At 76.1% G+C, this 15,930-nt stretch carries 11 protein-coding genes, 1 tRNA gene and 1 pseudogene; 3 read left to right on the top strand and 10 right to left on the bottom strand.

The features are described from left to right. Positions 1-26: 26 nt before the first annotated feature. The 5 genes and pseudogenes from FKM96_RS18915 to FKM96_RS18895 all read right to left on the bottom strand — a co-directional run bounded on the left by FKM96_RS18915 (position 27) and on the right by FKM96_RS18895 (position 7,395). A complete protein-coding gene (locus FKM96_RS18915) occupies positions 27-743 on the bottom strand; it encodes a M23 family metallopeptidase (protein WP_210417307.1) in 717 nt (238 codons plus the stop codon). 232 nt (positions 744-975) lie between these two features. Beyond that, positions 976-1,500: an adenylyl-sulfate kinase gene (locus tag FKM96_RS18910; protein WP_210417306.1), complete on the bottom strand. Its 525-nt coding sequence runs from the start codon at positions 1,498-1,500 to the stop codon at positions 976-978. A 30-nt stretch (positions 1,501-1,530) separates the two neighbouring features. After that, entirely contained in the window at positions 1,531-4,902 is a 3,372-nt protein-coding gene (locus FKM96_RS18905; protein WP_147796549.1) for an ATP-binding protein, read from the bottom strand. Between the two features lie 353 nt (positions 4,903-5,255). After that, positions 5,256-5,927 (bottom strand): annotated as a pseudogene (locus FKM96_RS18900) (DUF4194 domain-containing protein); the annotation flags it as partial. After that, complete coding sequence (locus FKM96_RS18895; RefSeq protein ID WP_147796548.1) at positions 5,920-7,395, bottom strand: DUF3375 domain-containing protein; 1,476 nt, start codon at positions 7,393-7,395, stop codon at positions 5,920-5,922. The pseudogene FKM96_RS18900 and the gene FKM96_RS18895, both read right to left, overlap by 8 nt. Before the next feature lie 107 nt (positions 7,396-7,502). Between FKM96_RS18895 and FKM96_RS18890 the strand changes: the two genes are divergently transcribed. Further along, positions 7,503-8,300, top strand: a complete 798-nt coding sequence (locus FKM96_RS18890; RefSeq protein ID WP_147796547.1) for a bifunctional 2-polyprenyl-6-hydroxyphenol methylase/3-demethylubiquinol 3-O-methyltransferase UbiG — start codon at positions 7,503-7,505, stop codon at positions 8,298-8,300. A gap of 44 nt (positions 8,301-8,344) precedes the next feature. Here FKM96_RS18890 and FKM96_RS18885 read toward each other — a convergent pair whose 3' ends face one another. The 4 genes from FKM96_RS18885 to FKM96_RS18870 form a co-directional block, all read right to left on the bottom strand. Beyond that, on the bottom strand, positions 8,345-9,553 hold the full coding sequence (locus FKM96_RS18885; protein ID WP_147796546.1) for a GNAT family N-acetyltransferase: 1,209 nt from the start codon (positions 9,551-9,553) through the stop codon (positions 8,345-8,347). Between the two features lie 315 nt (positions 9,554-9,868). Continuing rightward, positions 9,869-10,921 carry an RDD family protein gene (locus FKM96_RS18880; protein WP_168217046.1) on the bottom strand — a complete coding sequence of 351 codons (1,053 nt, stop codon included), beginning with the start codon at positions 10,919-10,921 and terminating at the stop codon, positions 9,869-9,871. 57 nt (positions 10,922-10,978) lie between these two features. After that, complete coding sequence (locus FKM96_RS18875) at positions 10,979-11,365, bottom strand: VOC family protein (protein WP_147797235.1); 387 nt, start codon at positions 11,363-11,365, stop codon at positions 10,979-10,981. Between the two features lie 270 nt (positions 11,366-11,635). Further along, positions 11,636-11,719: transfer RNA gene (locus tag FKM96_RS18870), tRNA-Leu, on the bottom strand. A 186-nt stretch (positions 11,720-11,905) separates the two neighbouring features. On the opposite strand from FKM96_RS18870, the gene FKM96_RS18865 reads away from it, so the two are divergent. Then, a complete protein-coding gene (locus FKM96_RS18865) occupies positions 11,906-13,132 on the top strand; it encodes an AI-2E family transporter (protein WP_147796544.1) in 1,227 nt (408 codons plus the stop codon). Here the strand turns inward: FKM96_RS18865 and FKM96_RS18860 are convergent. After that, a complete protein-coding gene (locus tag FKM96_RS18860; protein WP_246855073.1) occupies positions 13,129-14,055 on the bottom strand; it encodes a dihydrodipicolinate synthase family protein in 927 nt (308 codons plus the stop codon). The two genes, FKM96_RS18865 and FKM96_RS18860, sit on opposite strands and share 4 nt — an antisense overlap. Before the next feature lie 132 nt (positions 14,056-14,187). On the opposite strand from FKM96_RS18860, the gene FKM96_RS18855 reads away from it, so the two are divergent. After that, positions 14,188-15,900, top strand: coding sequence for a polysaccharide lyase family 1 protein (locus FKM96_RS18855; RefSeq protein WP_246855072.1), 1,713 nt, complete (start codon positions 14,188-14,190; stop codon positions 15,898-15,900). The last annotated feature ends 30 nt before the right edge of the window (positions 15,901-15,930 follow it).

The raw sequence follows: 15,930 nt of genomic DNA, 5'->3' as shown, positions 1-15,930 counted from the left end.
TCGGTGGTTCGCGCCGAGATCGGTGCCTAGAACCACCGATCTCGGGCAGAACCTCCGATCTCGGCGCGCCGGACCACCGCGCCCTCCGGGGGGACCGCCCGGGCGTGCGGCAGCCACGTGCCGTCCGCGGACCGCTCCTCGTACGCCTCGAACGCGAGCGGCAGGCCGCGGGCGCGCGCCGGGTCCGGGCCGTCCATCGCCTGCAGGTGCACGTGCGGCTCGGTGGCGTTCCCCGAGCAGCCGCACGTGCCGATCGGCTCCCCCGCCGCGACGGCCTGCCCGACCCGCACCCGCACCGACCCCGCGCGCAGGTGCGCCACCGCCACGCACGCGCCGTCGGCCCGCGCCACCACGACGTGGTTCCCCGCCACCGCCGCGATCCCGCGCCGCAGCCGCCCCGCCTGCCCGAGCGCGTAGTGCAGCAGGGTCAGCGGCGAGCGGCGGCCGCCGTGGTCGGGCTCGCCGTCGTGCGCGCGGACCACCGTCCCTCCGACCGGGGCCAGCACCGGCCGACCGAACCCGACGAACCGCTCCGGCGGCTCGACGGCCAGCACGGTGCGCCAGTCCACGACCCGCGCCGACCGCCCGTCGGCGTCCGTGCCGACCAGGTCGATCGCGTACCGCAGCGCGAGCAGGTCCGTCCCGTGGCTCGGAACCCGGCGCGCGGGACTGTTCTCGACCCGCCAGCACCCGTCGCCGGGCAGGTCGAGCACGACCGCCGGTCCCGCGCCGTCGCCGCTCACGCGCGCCACCCTCCCACGCCGCTCCGCGCCCGCGCCGCCCGCCGTCGACCCCGCGGGTCGGGCCCGCACCCGCGTTTCCCCCCCGCCCGCGGCCGCCCTTCCCCCGCCGAGATCGGATCCCCGCGTCGAGATAGGCCCGTGGGCGGTCCGATCTCGACGGAACGGTCCTCTCTCGGCGAGAGGGCGGGAGGGCGAGGGCCGGAGGGCGGCGGGGAGGGAGGGCCAGTACGCCTCAGGACTCCCAGCCGGAGGCGGCCGCGACCGTGGCCGCCAGCTCCTCGACCGTGCGGCCGTCCGTGGCCACCCGGCCGACCCACGGGCCCGCCGCGCGGTCCAGCAGCTCCGCAGCGGACGCCGAGCGGTCGAGGTGCTCCCGGAGCGCCGACCCGATCTCCCGCGCACCGAGCCGGGTGCGGATCGTGCGCGCGGACGCGGTCAGGAGCACCCCGGACACCCGCGCCCGGCCGCCGAGCGCCCGGGTGACCAGCTCCCGCTCGAGGACGCTCACCGTGTTCACGTAGACCAGCCGCCGGTAGCCGGCCGCGGCGTACGTGCCCCACAGCGCGCGGAGGTTCGCCTCGGTGAGCGCGGTGCCGTGCGGGTCCGACGCGGGCTTCGGGTACGCGGCCGACAGGTTGTCGCCGTCGACCAGGCAGTGCGCGAGCCCGGACCGCTGCCAGCGCGCCGACAGCTCGAACGCGACCGACGACTTGCCCGAGCCGGAGCGTCCGGCCACCAGCAGCACCTCGGGCTCCACGCCGCCCTCCCTCCGGCTCGCCGCGCCGCGTCAGCCGGCCGCGACGCCCGCGACCGGCTTGGTCCGCGACCGCCCGGCCGTGTCCTTGAGCACCACGTACTTGAGGTCCACGTGCGGCTCGAGCGCGCTGAACTTGTCGTTGGGTGCGCCGATCACCAGCTGGAACCCGAGCCCGCGCCACGCGCCGATCGCGCGGCCGGTGAACCGCGCGTCCGCCTTGATCAGCGCCTCGTCGAGGAACACCGGCGCGTACCGCGGGCGCGGGGCCCCGGCGTCGCCGAGCTGATACCGCAGGGCCGCCCCGACGATGAACGCCACGAGCTCCTGCGACTCGCCGCCGGACTTCTCGCCGATGTGGTCGTACAGCGCGACGTGGTTCCCGTCGAGGTCGACCTTCTCCGCGCTCAGCCGCACGTGCCGGCGGACGTCGACCAGGTCGGCGAAGTCCGGGGACGTGCGGCGGATCCGGTCGATGACCTTCGCCATCCGGTGGTACCGGCGCTCGCGCTCGGCGTCGGACGCCTCGGTGGCCAGCAGCTCCTGGAGGTCCTTCAGCTCCTTGCGGAACCGCGCCACGACCGTCGACTGCGTGTCCCGGGCGTCGATCCGCAGCCGGTGCTCGTCGTCGGCGAACGGCAGGTCCGCGAGGATGTCGTTGACCGGCTGGATGCGCTCCTTGATCTCCCGGACCGACCGGCTCAGGCCGTGGTGCAGGTCCGTGAGGTCGTTGCCGGACAGCCGCAGCAGGCTCTTGCGCCACTCGGCCTCGAGGTCGTGCAGCCCGGACGTCTCCAGCGCCCCGAGGATGCGCGCGAAGTCGGCGTACGACGCGTCCGGGTCGGTGCCGAGGTTCGGGTCGGGCCAGCGCTCCACGAACGTCTCGAACGTCCGGCGCAGCGCCTCGCGCGCCGCGCCGATCGTCTGCTGCGCGGCGAGCAGGTCGGTGCGCAGGATCTCGTTCGCCCGCGCGACGGTGCTGTCGAACGCGGCGAGCGCGGCGGCGGGGGCAGGGCGCGACCCGCCCGGCGCACCCGCGCCGGTCGGTGTCCCGCCGAGCAGCGCGTCCAGGTACGCCCGCTGGTCCTCGCCGACCGTCACGCCCGCGTCCTGCGCCTCGTCCAGCGCGAGCTGCGCGGCGTCCACCTCGTCCGTGATGGTCGACCAGCGCCCGCCGAGGTCCTCCGCGGAGCCCTTGGTCCGACCGACCTCCTCGGTCAGGTCGCGGATCGTCCTCTCGAGCTCGACCACGCGCTGCTGCAGCCGGGTCACCTCGGGGTTGCCGGACGTGACGTCCTCGATCACGGTCGCCCACCGGGCACGCTCGGCCTCGACCGCCGCGACGTCGACCTGGTCCCAGCTCACCGCGTCGAGCTGCTCGTACGCGCGGAGCTCGACGTCGTGCGCGTCGAGCCGGTCCTCGGCGGCGCGCACCTGGCGCTCCGCGTCGTCGAGCCGGGCCTGCGCCGCCGCGATCTGCTCGTCCAGGTGCGCCAGGCGGCGGGTGTTGGTGAACCCGAGCACGTTGGCGCGGCCCTGGCCGCCGTGCGCGCCGCGGCGCCCCTCGGACACCTGCCCGGACCGGGTCAGGGCCTTGGGGTGCTGGGACAGCTCGCCCGGGGTGTCGACGCAGACGAACGCGAACCGGCTCGCGAGCTCGCTGCGCAGCCAACCCGTGAACGGGCCGTTCCGGAAGTCGAGCCGGCCCGGGAGCGTCCGGGGGTCCAGCGCCACGTCCGACCTCAGGTCGGTCGGCACGCCCTCGAACCGGATGCGGCGCGCCGTCGGCACGGCGTCGATCGCGCGGCGGAAGGCCGTCACGTGCGCGGCGTCGATGAGCAGCAGCGTCGCGAACCCGCCGAGCGCCAGGTTGAACGCGTCGCGCCACGGCTCGTGCTCGGTGCGGACCTCGATCAGCTCGGCGACGAACGGCAGCTCCTCCGGCGTCAGGCCGGCGGCCTCGGCCAGCGCGGCCCGCGCCCGGTGCAGGTCGCCCGGGATGTTGTCCTGCCGACGCGCCACGGCCTCCCGGTCGGAGCGCAGCACGGCCAGGTCGACCCCGGCGGCCTTCTTCTCCGACATCGCCGTGCCGAACTCGGCGCGCGCCTCGGACTTCGCGTCGCCGTCGGCCTGGGCCTGCCGCCCGCGCGCCGCCAGCGCGTCGAACTCCTTCTCGGTCGACACCGTGGTGCCGAACGCGGTGCGCAGCACGTCGTCGAGCCGGCCGCGGGCGCGCGTCACCCGCTCGAGCCGGTCCTCGGTCGCGACGAGCTCGCGCTGCGCGGTCGCCAGGCGGTCGCCGCCCGACGACCACAGGGTCTCCCGCACGCCCTCGAGCTCGGACCGTGCGGCCGCGATCCGGCCGGTGGTCTCCGCGGCGCGCTTCTCGGCGTGCTGGTGCTCGCGGCCCAGCTCCTCCTCGACGGCGCGCAGCAGGCCCAGCCGGCGCTCGTGCCGCCACAGCGTCGCGGTCGACCGGTCGTCGTCGAGCGTGCCCACCCGGTCGATGACCCGCAGCCGCTCGGCGGCCTCGTCCAGCGCCTCGCGGTGCGCGCGGATCGGCTCCAGCGCCTTCACCTGCTGGCGGGCGGTGATCATCTGCTCGCGGGTGCCCGACAGCTTGTCGAACTGCTCGACCACCGCGTCGGCCGTCGCGAACGTGCTCGGCTCCTCCAGCACCATCGCCTTGTACAGCGCGTCGACGGTGGTGATCTGCTGGCCCGCCTGGATCCGGCCGAGCAGCGCGACCGCCTTCGCGCCGTCGCCGGTCGCGCCGATGCCGAGCGTCGAGTGCAGCCGCGCGGTGAACTCGCGGTCCGTGTCGAACGGCGTGAGGCCGGCGGCCGTGAGCACCGGGCGCGGGAACCGGTCGGCCGCCGCGGCCTCCAGGTCGCGCAGGTCGAACGGGCCGTCCGCGGTCGCGCGCAGGGCGATGACGTCCTCGAGCGTCCGGGCGGCCGACGGCACGTACCAGGCGCGCACGCCGGTGAGCTCGCGGCCCGCCTGGTCGACCCAGGTCATCGCGATCGCCGACCAGGTGTCCCGGCCGTCACCGCGGAGCACCCGCTGCTTCGTGCCGTCCGCGGCCCGCGTCTCGTCGAGCTTGCCGCGCGAGTAGGACAGGATGTTCCGCTGGTCCTTGCCGCGCGGGCGGCCGACGACGCCGCCGTTCGACGCGCCGTTGAACGGCGTGGTGTGCGGCATGAGGAGCGCGATGTACGCGTCCATCAGCGTCGACTTGCCGGAGCCGGAGCCGCCGGACAGCAGCGTCGCCGTCGGGGCGAACCGGACCCGGTGGTGGCCGTCGTAGCCGCCCCAGTTGACGAGCTGCAGGTCGCGGGCGACCCACTGCTGGCCCGTCGACGCGGCCGGGATCAGGCCGAACAGGGTGTCGACCATCGTCATCGTGCGACCTCCTCGGAGGCGTCGTCGGCGGGGGTGGCGCCGGGCCGGTCGGCGGGGGCGTCGTCGTCGGGCGCGGGAGGCTCCGTGGGCTCCTCGGCGGCGGCCTCCTCGAGCGTCGGCCCGAGGTCGACCGGCTCCTCGGCGGGCTGGTCGCCCTCGGCGGTGCCGGCGTCGCCCGCGGGGGCGTCGTCGTCGGCCGGGGCCTCGTCGTCGTCGACCGGGGCCTCGTCGTCGACCGGGGCCTCGTCGTCGTCGGCCGGGGCCTCGTCGTCGGCAAGCACGCTGTCGGCGGGAACCACGTCGCCGACCGGAGCCGCGTCGTCCCCCGGTGCCGCGTCGTCGGCCACCGCCCCGCCGGTGCGCACCTGCTCCCGCAGCCACGCGCTCAGCTCGGACAGCCGCTCGTTGCTCAGCACCACCTCGACCAGCGGCGTCACCCGGTAGCGCCCCTCGGACTCCTCCTCCACGACGCCCTCCTTGGCGAGCCGCAGCACCGCCGCGCGGATCTCCCGCTGCCGGGCGGCGACGTTCGTGTCGTCGGGGTCGAAGTACGTCAGCGCCGTCTGCTCGATCTCCTCGACGTCCACGCGGGCCGAGGTCTCCCCCGCGCCGCGCTCGCGCTGGAACACCGTGCGCAGGTGCACGAGCACCAGCGTCTCGGCGCGGGTGTACGCCTCGTCGCGGAGCAGCACGGGCACGTCGAGCTCGTCGGAGCGCACCTGCCGCTTGTAGGCGATGCCGCGCTGGTGGTCGACGACGAGGTGCACGAACAGGTCGTGCAGGCGCGACTCGATCACCTGCTGGTTGTCGAGCAGGGTCCGCCACTGCTGGCGGTTCTTCTCCGCGAGCAGGAAGCGGCGCTGCAGCAGCCGGACCAGGACGCGGCGGACGTCGGCGTCGAGCGTGCCGGAGTCGCCCGGGAACAGCTCGGCCGGGTCCTCCTCCATCGACACGGTGTCGATGAACGCCTCGACGTCGTCTCCACCGGGGGCCTCCGGGCGGTCGGCCGTCGTGGTGTCAGTCATCGTCCTCGTCCTTCGTCATCGTCGTCACGCCGCCGAACGCGAACCGCCGCCGGGTGCCGTCCGGGCGGACCGCGTCGACGTAGGCGACCTCGTCGGTCTCGGTCATGCCGCGCTGGTGGGCGATCTCGAGCAGGCCGAGCAGGTCGACCGGCCGCCGCAGCGGCTCCGGGGCCGCGTTGAACGCCGCCCCCACGTCGACCGTGCCGGCGCCCCCGGCGAACGCCACCAGGTGCGACCCCAGGTCGGCGTAGTGCGGGCCGCCCCAGGCGAGCGCCTCCGCGGCCGACGCGTCGGAGTCGTCGTCGTCCCACGCGGTCAGCGGGCTCGGCGGCTCGGCCGGCCGCACGTCGCCCGCCGTCTGCCGCAGGTGCTCGACCTCGGCGACCGGGAGCCGGCGCAGCGGGTCGACCGCCTGGCCGCGCCGGGCGCCGGGGACCCACGCCTGCAGGCCGGTCATCACGTCGCGCAGCAGCTCGTCCACCTGCCGGTCGCGGAGCGGGTCGTGGTTGCGCACCTGCGCGGTGATGACGAACGACGCCTCCCGCTGCGCGGTGAACACCTGGTCGAGCCCCTGCTCGATCCGGCGGCCGATGTCCCGGAGCTCCGCGCGCTGCTGCGCGGGCAGCCGACGGGTGAACCGGTGCCGCAGCACGGTCGACAGCTGGGTCGCGAGGTGGTCGAGGCGCTGCGGGTCGCTGATGAGGCGCAGGGCGCCGGCGAACGCGCGACCCTCGGGCGTCGAGTCCATGACGTGCTCGCCGCGCTCCAGGTACTCCCGCAGCACCTCGCCGGTCGGCCGCTCGTCCTGCCGCAGCGCCTGCACGACGTCGCGCTGCATGACCTTGATCGACTCGGCGACCCGGGCGAAGTCGGCCGGCAGCTCCCGCACGAGGTGCAGGACGTTCTCGGCCTCCTCGAGCAGCGTCTCCTCGTCGGTCTGCTCGACCTCACCGGTCTTCTGGATCCGGTCGAGCTCGCCGCGGAGCCGGGTGATCTCGGCGTCCAGCCGGGCCATCCGCACCAGCGCGTCGGGGTCCGCGTCCTCGGCCAGCCGGTCGACGGCGTCGAGCAGCGTCCGCACCCGCGACTGCGACACGCGGGCCCGCGTCCCGCCAGCGCGACCCGCGACCTCCAGGGCGCCCACCGCGTGCGCCGACAGGCTGTACACCTCGAGGTCGTCGTCCAGCACCTGCCGCGCGAGCCAGCCGGCGTCCGCCCACTGGCGGCACAGGTCGCGCGCGGACCCGGTGGGCAGGTCGTCGCCGTGGCCGGCCGCGCGCAGCTGGTCGAGGGCGTCCCCGACCTCGGTGTGCGCGTCCGCGACGGGGACCTGGGGCCGCTCGGCGGTGAACACGAGCGAGAGCAGGGAGACGATGAGGGGGGCGTGCCGCTTGTGGAGCAGGTCCAGCATCGGGTTCTGGAAGGCCCGGACGGCGCCCAGGTACGCCCCTTCGGCACGAGTGATCATCGCCGGACAGCGTAGGTGACCGGCGGGGGTGGTCAGGACGCCGCCACGGCCCGATCCCGGGACCGAAGTCGCCCACGCGGGCGCGCCGGTCCGCGCAGACTGGCTCGATGGGCAGCCAGCCGGACCTCGACGCGCACATCCGCCGCTACTACGGCGGGCGGTTCGACGAGTCGTCCCGGCTCACCACCCGGTCCGCCGCGGGGCTGGTCGAGCTCGCCCGCACCCGCCGGCTGCTCGCCGACCACCTGCCCGCGGGGGCCGAGGTGCTCGACGTCGGCGGCGGCACCGGCGTGCACGCCTCCTGGCTCGCGGGGCGCGGGCACCCGGTGACGCTGGTCGACCCCGTGCCGGAGCACGTCGCCGCCGCGCGCGCGGCGGGCGGGTTCGCGGCCGAGCCCGGCGACGCCCGCACGCTGCGGTTCCCGGACCGGTCGTTCGACGCGGTGCTTCTGCTCGGCCCGCTGTACCACCTGCGGGACCGCGCGGACCGGCTCGCGGCGCTGGGCGAGGCCCGCCGCGTGCTGCGGCCCGGCGGGGTGCTGCTGGCGGGCGCGATCTCCCGGGTCGTCGCCGCGACGGACCTGGTGACGGGTGCCGGCTTCACCGACCTGCCCGGGACCGGCCTGCTGCGCCTGCTCGAGACGGGCGAGAGCCCGCTCGACCCGGCCGACGGCTTCCCCGCCGGGCACTTCCACACCGCCGCCGAGCTGGCCGGGGAGGTCGAGGACGCCGGGCTGCGCGACGTGACCGTCGCCGGGGTCGAGGGGCCGGGGTCGTTCGCGCTGGAGCTGGTGCCGCCGGACGACCAGGTCGTCGCCGCGGCGGTCGTCCTCGCGGAGCGGGCGCAGGGGCACCCGGGGTCGGCGGACCTGTCGGGGCACCTGCTGGCGGTGGCGCGGCGCTGACGGCGGGGCGCCGGGACACCGGCGCCGGGTGTGACCCGGCGCGCTCAGGCCACCAGCGCGAGCCAGTCCGCGAGCTCCCCGCCCACCGGGACGAGCGGCAGCCCCACGGCACGGGCGCCGATCCCGAACCGCGCCGCCACCGGCGCCGCGAGGACCGCCGTCCGGGACACCAGCCCGCGGGTCGAGACCAGCAGATCGGCCTGGCCCCGCCGCTCCGGGTACAGCTGCGTCCCCGCGACGTACCGCGGGTCGAAGGCGGGGTCGAACGCCGGGGCGTCCGTCGAGCCGAGCACGTACGTCAGCTCCGCCAGCCGGCCGAGGGCACCCGGGCTGAACTTGGCGAACCGCTCCGCGTACGCGTCGAGGAACCCGAAGTACGTGCCGCCCGAGCGCAGGGCGTAGCTCAGGTACACCGTCTCGCCGCCCGCGGTCAGCCGGAGCACCGTCACGTCCCCGTCGCGGCGGAACCCGGCGACCACGTCGCGGAACCACCGGTACGCGACGGGGTCCAGGCCGAGCGCGGCACCACCGCGCGCGGCGTCGCCCTTCCAGCCCGCGGCCTGGAACGCGGCGAACTCCGCGTCGACCGCCGGGTCGTCGCTCACGTCGTGCAGCTCGAGCGGCCCGCCGGCGTCCCGCGCCAGGCCGCGCACCCGGCGGCGCAGGTCCTTCCGCCGGCCCGCACCCATGTGGTCGGCGGCGAGCGGCGGGTCCACCAGCGGCGCGTCGGCCGCGCACGGGACGGGCTCCGGGACCGCCGACCGCCGCGCGTACGCGCTCTCCGTCCGGCGCCGCTCGTGCACGAGCATCCCGCCGCGCGCCGCGACCTGGCGCAGCGCGTCGGCGAGCGGCCCGTCGAGCGGGAAGTGCTGCAGCTGGACCAGCCCGGGCAGGCCGACCTCCCGCAGGCCGCCGAGCAGCGCGCCGAGCGCCTCGACCTCCCGGCCCGCCCGGACGAGCGGGTGGTGCCGGTCCGAGTGGGTCGTCATGAACGTGCCGCCGGTGGTCACCGCGCGCAGCGGCACGCCGGGGGCCACGGTCGTCGTGGTGAGCGCGAGCAGCGCCAGCCACGCGTCACCCTCCTCGACGACCAGCAGCCGGACGTCCGCCACGTCGCGGCCGCGGTGCCGCGCGGGCACCAGGAAGCGGGGGTCGAGGTAGACGTTGGGCTCGACGGCGGAGTCGGCGAGGCGGCGCCAGGCGCGGGCGTCCGCGGCGGTCACCCGGGGCAGCGGGACGAGGCGGGCGTGCACGGTGTCCTCCGGTGCGTCGTTGCCGGTGGGGCATCGGTCGCGGCGAGGCTACTGTCCGGTTTGTGCCGATTTCCGGCAGTCACAGGGTGAAGCCGAAACCGACCGCGCGGTCGCCCGAGGCGGTCACAGCCGCCGACCGGAGCGCGGGGCGGTGCGTCGGCGCAGGTCACCGGTCGGCGCAACGCCCCGCCCCGGGGCGGCGCGCCGCTCAGCAGGCACCCGGGCTGCACCCAGGTTCCCCCGAACCGGGGTCCCCCGGACGGATCAGCGGATTCGGGTGCGGGCGATGCCCGCGCGGACTCGCCTCGACCCGCGTCAGGCGTCCAGCAGCAGCTCCGCGCCCGGCACCCGGCACGCCGCCACGGTGCGGCCGTCGGCCACGAGCGACGTCTCGACCCAACCGCCCCGCGTCAGCCCGACGAGCTCCTCCGGCCAGACCGAGAAGGGGACCGTCCCGGGTCCCGGCCCGGCGATCACGTGCGCGCCCTCCCACAGCGCGGGGTCCTCGCCGAGGTCGTCGGCCCCGGGCACGCGTGCCTCGACCCACACCTCGCTGTCCCCACCGCCGAGGCTCCCGTCCCAGGCCCACGTGACGTCGAACCCGGGTCCCGAGGGCACGAGGTGGCGTACCACCCAGCCGCGGCGCTCGACGTTCTCGGCGCGGGTGCGCTGCACCGTCGCCTCGGCGCCGACGTCCGGGACACCCATGGGCACCTGCACCTCGCACGCGACCGGGGCGCCGACCGTGGTCACGCTGCCGCTGGTCGAGGTGGGCACCGCGAACACCGCGCCGGCGGCGCAGGCCGCGATCGCGGCGGCGGTCACCGCGGCAGAGCCCCGGGACACCCGGGGCACCGGCTCCAGCCCGGGGAGCCACGCCGGTCCTCGCGTCAGCACCGCGACAGTCCCGAGAGCGGAGTCGGCGACCGTCCGGCGCAGCGGGTGCCACAGCGGCCGCAGGTACCCGATCAGCAGGATGCCGTCGACGACGTGCACGAACGGCCGCGCGAGCGTCCGCAGGAACCCCGCCGGCGCACCGGTGTCCGCGCGCACCACCGCCACCCCCGCGACCCGCTTGCCCGGGGTTGCGCCGGTGTACGCCTGCATCAGCACCAGCGCGAGGAGCGTCGCCCCGACGGCCGCGGCGGCCCACGGGACCGGGTCGCCCGCCCGGGGCGCACCCGCGACGGCGCCCAGGGGCGGGTGCAGCGACAGCGCCTGGGACCCGCCGCCGTAGCCCGCCCAGGTGACCGCCGCCAGGATCAGGTCGTCGAGCACCACGGCCGCGACCCGTCGCCACCAGCCGGCCAGCGCGAGCGGCGGCGCGGCAGGCGGGAGCGGGTGCGGCGCGGGCAGGGCGACGGTCACGCCGTCGATGTTCGCACGCGGCCCCATCGCCGCGTGGGCGTTCCGGCGACGGGCGCCTCAGCCGTCCGTCCCGGCCCAGTGCGGGTTCGTCATCACACCGAGCACGTTCCCGAACGGGTCGACCACGGCGGCGGTACGGAACCCCTCGCCGCGCACGGTCGGCGGCTCGTGCACCGTCGCCCCGCGCTCGACCAACGTGGCGACTGCGGCGTCCACGTCCTCGACCGCCCAGTAGGTGTACTGCCCGCCCGGCGTGCGGTCGAGCGCCCCCGGGACGTACCGGGCGTCCACGATCCCGAACTCGTCGCCGTCCCGGCCGAGCCGCCACTCGAGGTAGCCGTCCCGCACGAAGTACGGGTCCACGCCGAAAAGTGCCGTGTACCAGTCGCGGGCCGCTGCGAGGTCCGCGGCCTGGAAGTTCGACGTCGCCAGTCCCTGGAGCATGGTCGTCACCCGTCCCGTCGTCGCGGGCCGGTCCGCCCGACCCGTCGGGACCACCGTGCGCGCGGTAGCGGTCAGTTCCTGACCGCTTCTCCCGAGGCGTGCTGGATGAGCCGCGTACGCCGCACACGCTCCGTGCGAACGCCCGCCTGGTCGACTCGTCGAGCGAGCACCCGGGGCGCGCGACCGATGGACCGGCTCGGACGCCGCGAGCACGACGAAGGCCCCGATCCTGGCGGGGATCGAGGCCTTCGTCGTCGCTGTCTCAACGAGTGTCCGGAGGGGGACTTGAACCCCCACGCCCTATACGGGCACTAGCACCTCAAGCTAGCGCGTCTGCCATTCCGCCACCCGGACAGGGTGTACGCCTGACGGATACGAGGAGCGCTTTTCCGCGCTTCCCGCCCCCTCAGGTGCGGCAGAAAACATAGCACGGAGTGGCGGCCGAGCACGCATCCGCAGGTGGGGGCACACTGGCGAGGGCGTCCGGCGGAGCACCGCGGCGGACGCGTCGCACCAGCAGGGCAGGAGGTGGCGCACGCGATGGCGGACCAGAGCGGCGCGGACCGGTACAGCAGCGCGAAGGCCGGCGGACCGGCCGGATCCGCGTCACGACGGGTCGCGGGGCAGCGCCGACCGCCCACCGGGATCGCCCCGGACGACGGCGTCCCCCGCTGGCTGCGGACCTCCGCGGGGATCACCTGGCGGCTGCTCGTGCTGCTCGCCGGCATCGCGCTCGTGTTCTTCGCCACATCGCAGGTGCAGCTGCTGTTCGTCGCCGTGTTCATCGCGTTCGTGTTCACCGCCGTGCTGCGGCCGGTGGTCGACTTCTACACGCGGGTGATGCCGCGCGGGCTGGCGACGGCCCTGGGGCTGCTCACCGGGTTCCTGGTGCTCGCCGGCATGGTGTTCTACGTCGGCTACTCGGTGGCGAACCAGTGGCAGGCCCTGTCCCGGCAGTTCGGCGACGGCATCGACCAGATCGTCGACTTCCTGGAGAACGGGCCGCTTCCGTTCTCCATCAGCAACGACCAGATCGCCGAGTGGATCGACAACGGCCGGCAGTGGGTGCAGGAGCACGCCGGCGACCTCGCGGGTCAGGTGGCGGCGTCCGCGGGCTCGGTGGTCGAGGTGTTCACGGCGCTGGCCCTGGCCATCTTCTGCGCGATCTTCTTCCTCGCCCGGGGCAGGGAGATGTGGACCTGGTTCGTCAACCAGCTGCCGTCGTCGGTGCGCGACTCGTGGAAGACCGCGGGCGGCGCCGGCTGGTACACGTTCTCCGGCTACACCCGCGGCACCGTCATCATCGCGGTCACCGACGGCCTGCTCGCGTTCATCCTGCTGTCGATCATCGGCGTCCCGCTGGCGGCCCCGCTGGCCGTGCTCGTGCTCATCGGGGCGTTCATCCCCCTGATCGGCGCCCCGGCGGCCATGGTCATCGCGATGATCGTGGCCCTGGCCGCGAACGGCCCGATCCAGGCGGCGGTCGTCGGCATCGGCATCGCGCTCATCGGCCAGTTCGAGGGGCACGTGCTGCAGCCGCTCGTCATGGGCAAGCAGGTGTCGCTGCACCCCGTCGTGGTCGCGCTGGCCGTCACCGGCGGCACGCTCACCGCGGGCATCCTCGGCGCGGTCATCGCCGTGCCGCTGGTGTCGGTGGTGTGGGCGATCTGGTCGCGGTTCCACCAGCCCGACCCGCCGATGGAGCCGGAGGAGGCGGACGAGGAGGTCCGCCCGGTCGACGAGGACGGTGAGGGCGCCGAGGCCTAGTCCCGCGCGGACCCTTCGACCGCCCGCACCGGCGCGTCGCCGAGCAGCTCCACCGCCGCGGCCAGCGCCGCCGCACCGGCGTCGTCCACCGGCCGCAGCGGCGCGGGCAGCTGGCCGAGGTCGGTGCCGAGCACCCGGGCGAGCGCGTGCACCGCCCGCGGCCCGCCGAGCGAGACCACCAGCTCCGCGACCGGTGCCAGCCGCGCCATGTGGGCCCGCGCCTCGTCCGCCCGTCCCGCCACAGCGGCGTCCGCGACCGCGGCGTACCAGGCGGGCAGCACGCTCGCGAGCCCCGAGTGCCAGGTCCGCGCGCCCGCGAGGAGTCCCTCGACCCCGAGCACGTCCCCGCTGCAGCCGACCTCCACGGTGTCGGGGACCGCCGACCGGAGCGCCGCCACGCGCTCGCGCAGCTCGGCGGCGTCGCTCCCCCGGTCCTTCACCCCGCCCACGCCCGGCACCTGCGCGGCGCGGACCAGCGTCTCGACCGAGTACCGGAACGTCGTGCTCACCGGGTTGTGGTAGAGCCAGACGGGCACCCGCGCGGCGTCCGCCACGTCCGTGACCAGGTCGAGGACCTCGTCGTCGGTGAGCGGGAGGTAGGCCAGCGTGGGCAGCAGCACCGCGGACGCGCCGGCACGCTCGGCGACGATCGTGTGCACGACCACCTCGTCCGTCGTGAAGGCGCCGACGCCGGCCACGACGGGCACCCGGCCCGCGGCGGCGTCGACCGCCGCCTCCACGACCAGCCGCCGCTCCCCCGCCGTCAGGTAGGGCCAGCCACCCGTGCTGCCGAGCACCGCGACACCCGAGGCGCCGGCGTCGACGGCGTCGTCGACGAGGCGCTGCAGCGGGTCGAGCACCACCTCGCCCTCGTGGCCGCGGGGCGTGGGCAGGTACGGGACGAGCGGGCCGAGGAGGGTCACGCGGGCAGTCTGGCACGCGAGGCGGGCGCGCGGGGTGCTCAGGGACGGCCCGGAAACTGCTCTCGCGCCGGGCTCCGCAACCTCGCTACGGTCGTCAGGAACCGGTTTCCCGGCCCGACGAAGGAGTCGAGGATGGCGCGAGCAGGACGGACGATCGGCACGGCCCTGGTGGCCCTGGCGCTGGCGCTGCCGACGGGGGCGGCCCGGGCGGCGCCCCCGGGCGCCGGGTCCGGCGACGGGTCCGGCGACCCACCCGCGGGCGTGGACGCCGGGTGGCTGGCGCTCGCCCGGCAGACCCTCCCGGAGGGCGACGGGTGGGGCTCGGCCGGGTCCGGCACCACCGGCGGGTCGGCGGCGGCACCCGGGGGCGTGCACGTGGTGCGGACCTGGGACGAGCTCCGGGCGGCCCTCGGCGGGGCCTCCGCCCATCTGCGGGACGAGCCGACGATCGTGCTCGTCGAGGGCGAGATCCGGGCCTTCGGGTTCGACGACCCGGCGTCCGGCCTCCCGACCTGCGACGACTTCGCGGCGCAGGTGCAGGTCGAGGACGACGACCCGCGCCCGTTCTCGATGGCGGAGCACGTCGCGGCGTACGACCCGGAGGTGTGGGGGTGGGACGATCCCGCCGGGCCCCTCGAGGAGGCGCGGGCGCGCGCGGCCGCCGTGCAGACGGCCCAGGTCCGGCAGCGTGTCGGGTCGAACGTCACGATCCTCGGCCTCGGTGACGACGCCCGGCTGGTGGGCGCGCACCTGCTCGTCCAGGGCGTGCGCGACGTCATCATCCGGAACCTGCACGTCTCCGACGCCTACGACTGCTTCCCCGAGTGGGACCCGGGCGACACCAGCGTGGGGAGCTGGAACTCGCTCTACGACAACATCAGCGTGCACACCAGCGCGAACGTGTGGGTCGACCACGTCACGCTCGACGACGGCGACCACCCGCCGGCCTCGCTGCCGACCGTGCACGGCCGCCCGTTCGAGGTCCACGACGGGCTGCTGGACATCACGCACGAGTCCGACCTCGTCACCGTGTCGTACTCGGTGTTCCGCGACCACGACAAGACGAACCTCGTCGGGTCGGGTGACGGCCGGCAGGCGCTCGACGGCGGGAGGCTGCGGGTCAGCTGGCACCACAACCTGTGGGACGACGCCGGCCAGCGGCTCCCCCGGGTGCGGTTCGGCGACGTGGACGTCTACAACAACTACGTCCGCGTCGGGGCGGGCGGCGCCGCGCTGTTCGACTACGCGTGGGGCGTGGGCGTCGAGTCGAGCATCTGGGCCGAGCGGAACGCGTTCGACCTGCCCGAGGACGTGCCCGTGGCGTCGGTGGTCAAGCGCTGGGGCGGGACCCGGCTGCACGCCGAGCAGACGCTCGTGAACGGCGTCGAGGTGGACGTGCTCGGTGCGTACAACGCGGCCGCCGCGGAGGCCGACCGCCTCGTCGCCGGTGCGCGCTGGGACCCGGTCGCGGCCGGGGTGCGGGGCGCCGTCGTGCACGAGGTGACCGACGTGCGGGAGGTGGTGCTCGCGCAGGCCGGGGCCGGGGTGCTGGCGCCGGCCGCCGAGGGCCCGGACGTGCCGGACCCGGTGCCGAGCACGCCGGTGGCACCTCCGGGCGGCGGCTCGGGCGGGGGTGGCGCCGCGGACGGCGGCACCGGTGCCGGGGGCGGCGGCACCGGGTCGGACGAGACCGGGGCGGGCGGCGGTGCGGCGACGGCCGAGGGCGCACGCCGCGGCGGCCTCGCCGCGACCGGGGTCGGGGCCCTGGGCGTGCTCGCGGGCGTCGGCGCGCTCGTCGGCGTCGGCGTCGGGCTCGTGCGGGCGCGGCGGTCGCTCCGGGGCTGACGACGAGCCGCCGGGCGTCGGCCCGGGCTC

Source organism: Cellulomonas sp. Y8, assembly GCF_008033115.1.
In the GTDB taxonomy this organism is placed as follows: Bacteria; Actinomycetota; Actinomycetes; order Actinomycetales; family Cellulomonadaceae; genus Cellulomonas.
The sequence above is the reverse complement of the archived record's forward strand: the minus strand, read 5'-3'. Positions and strand labels throughout refer to the sequence as shown.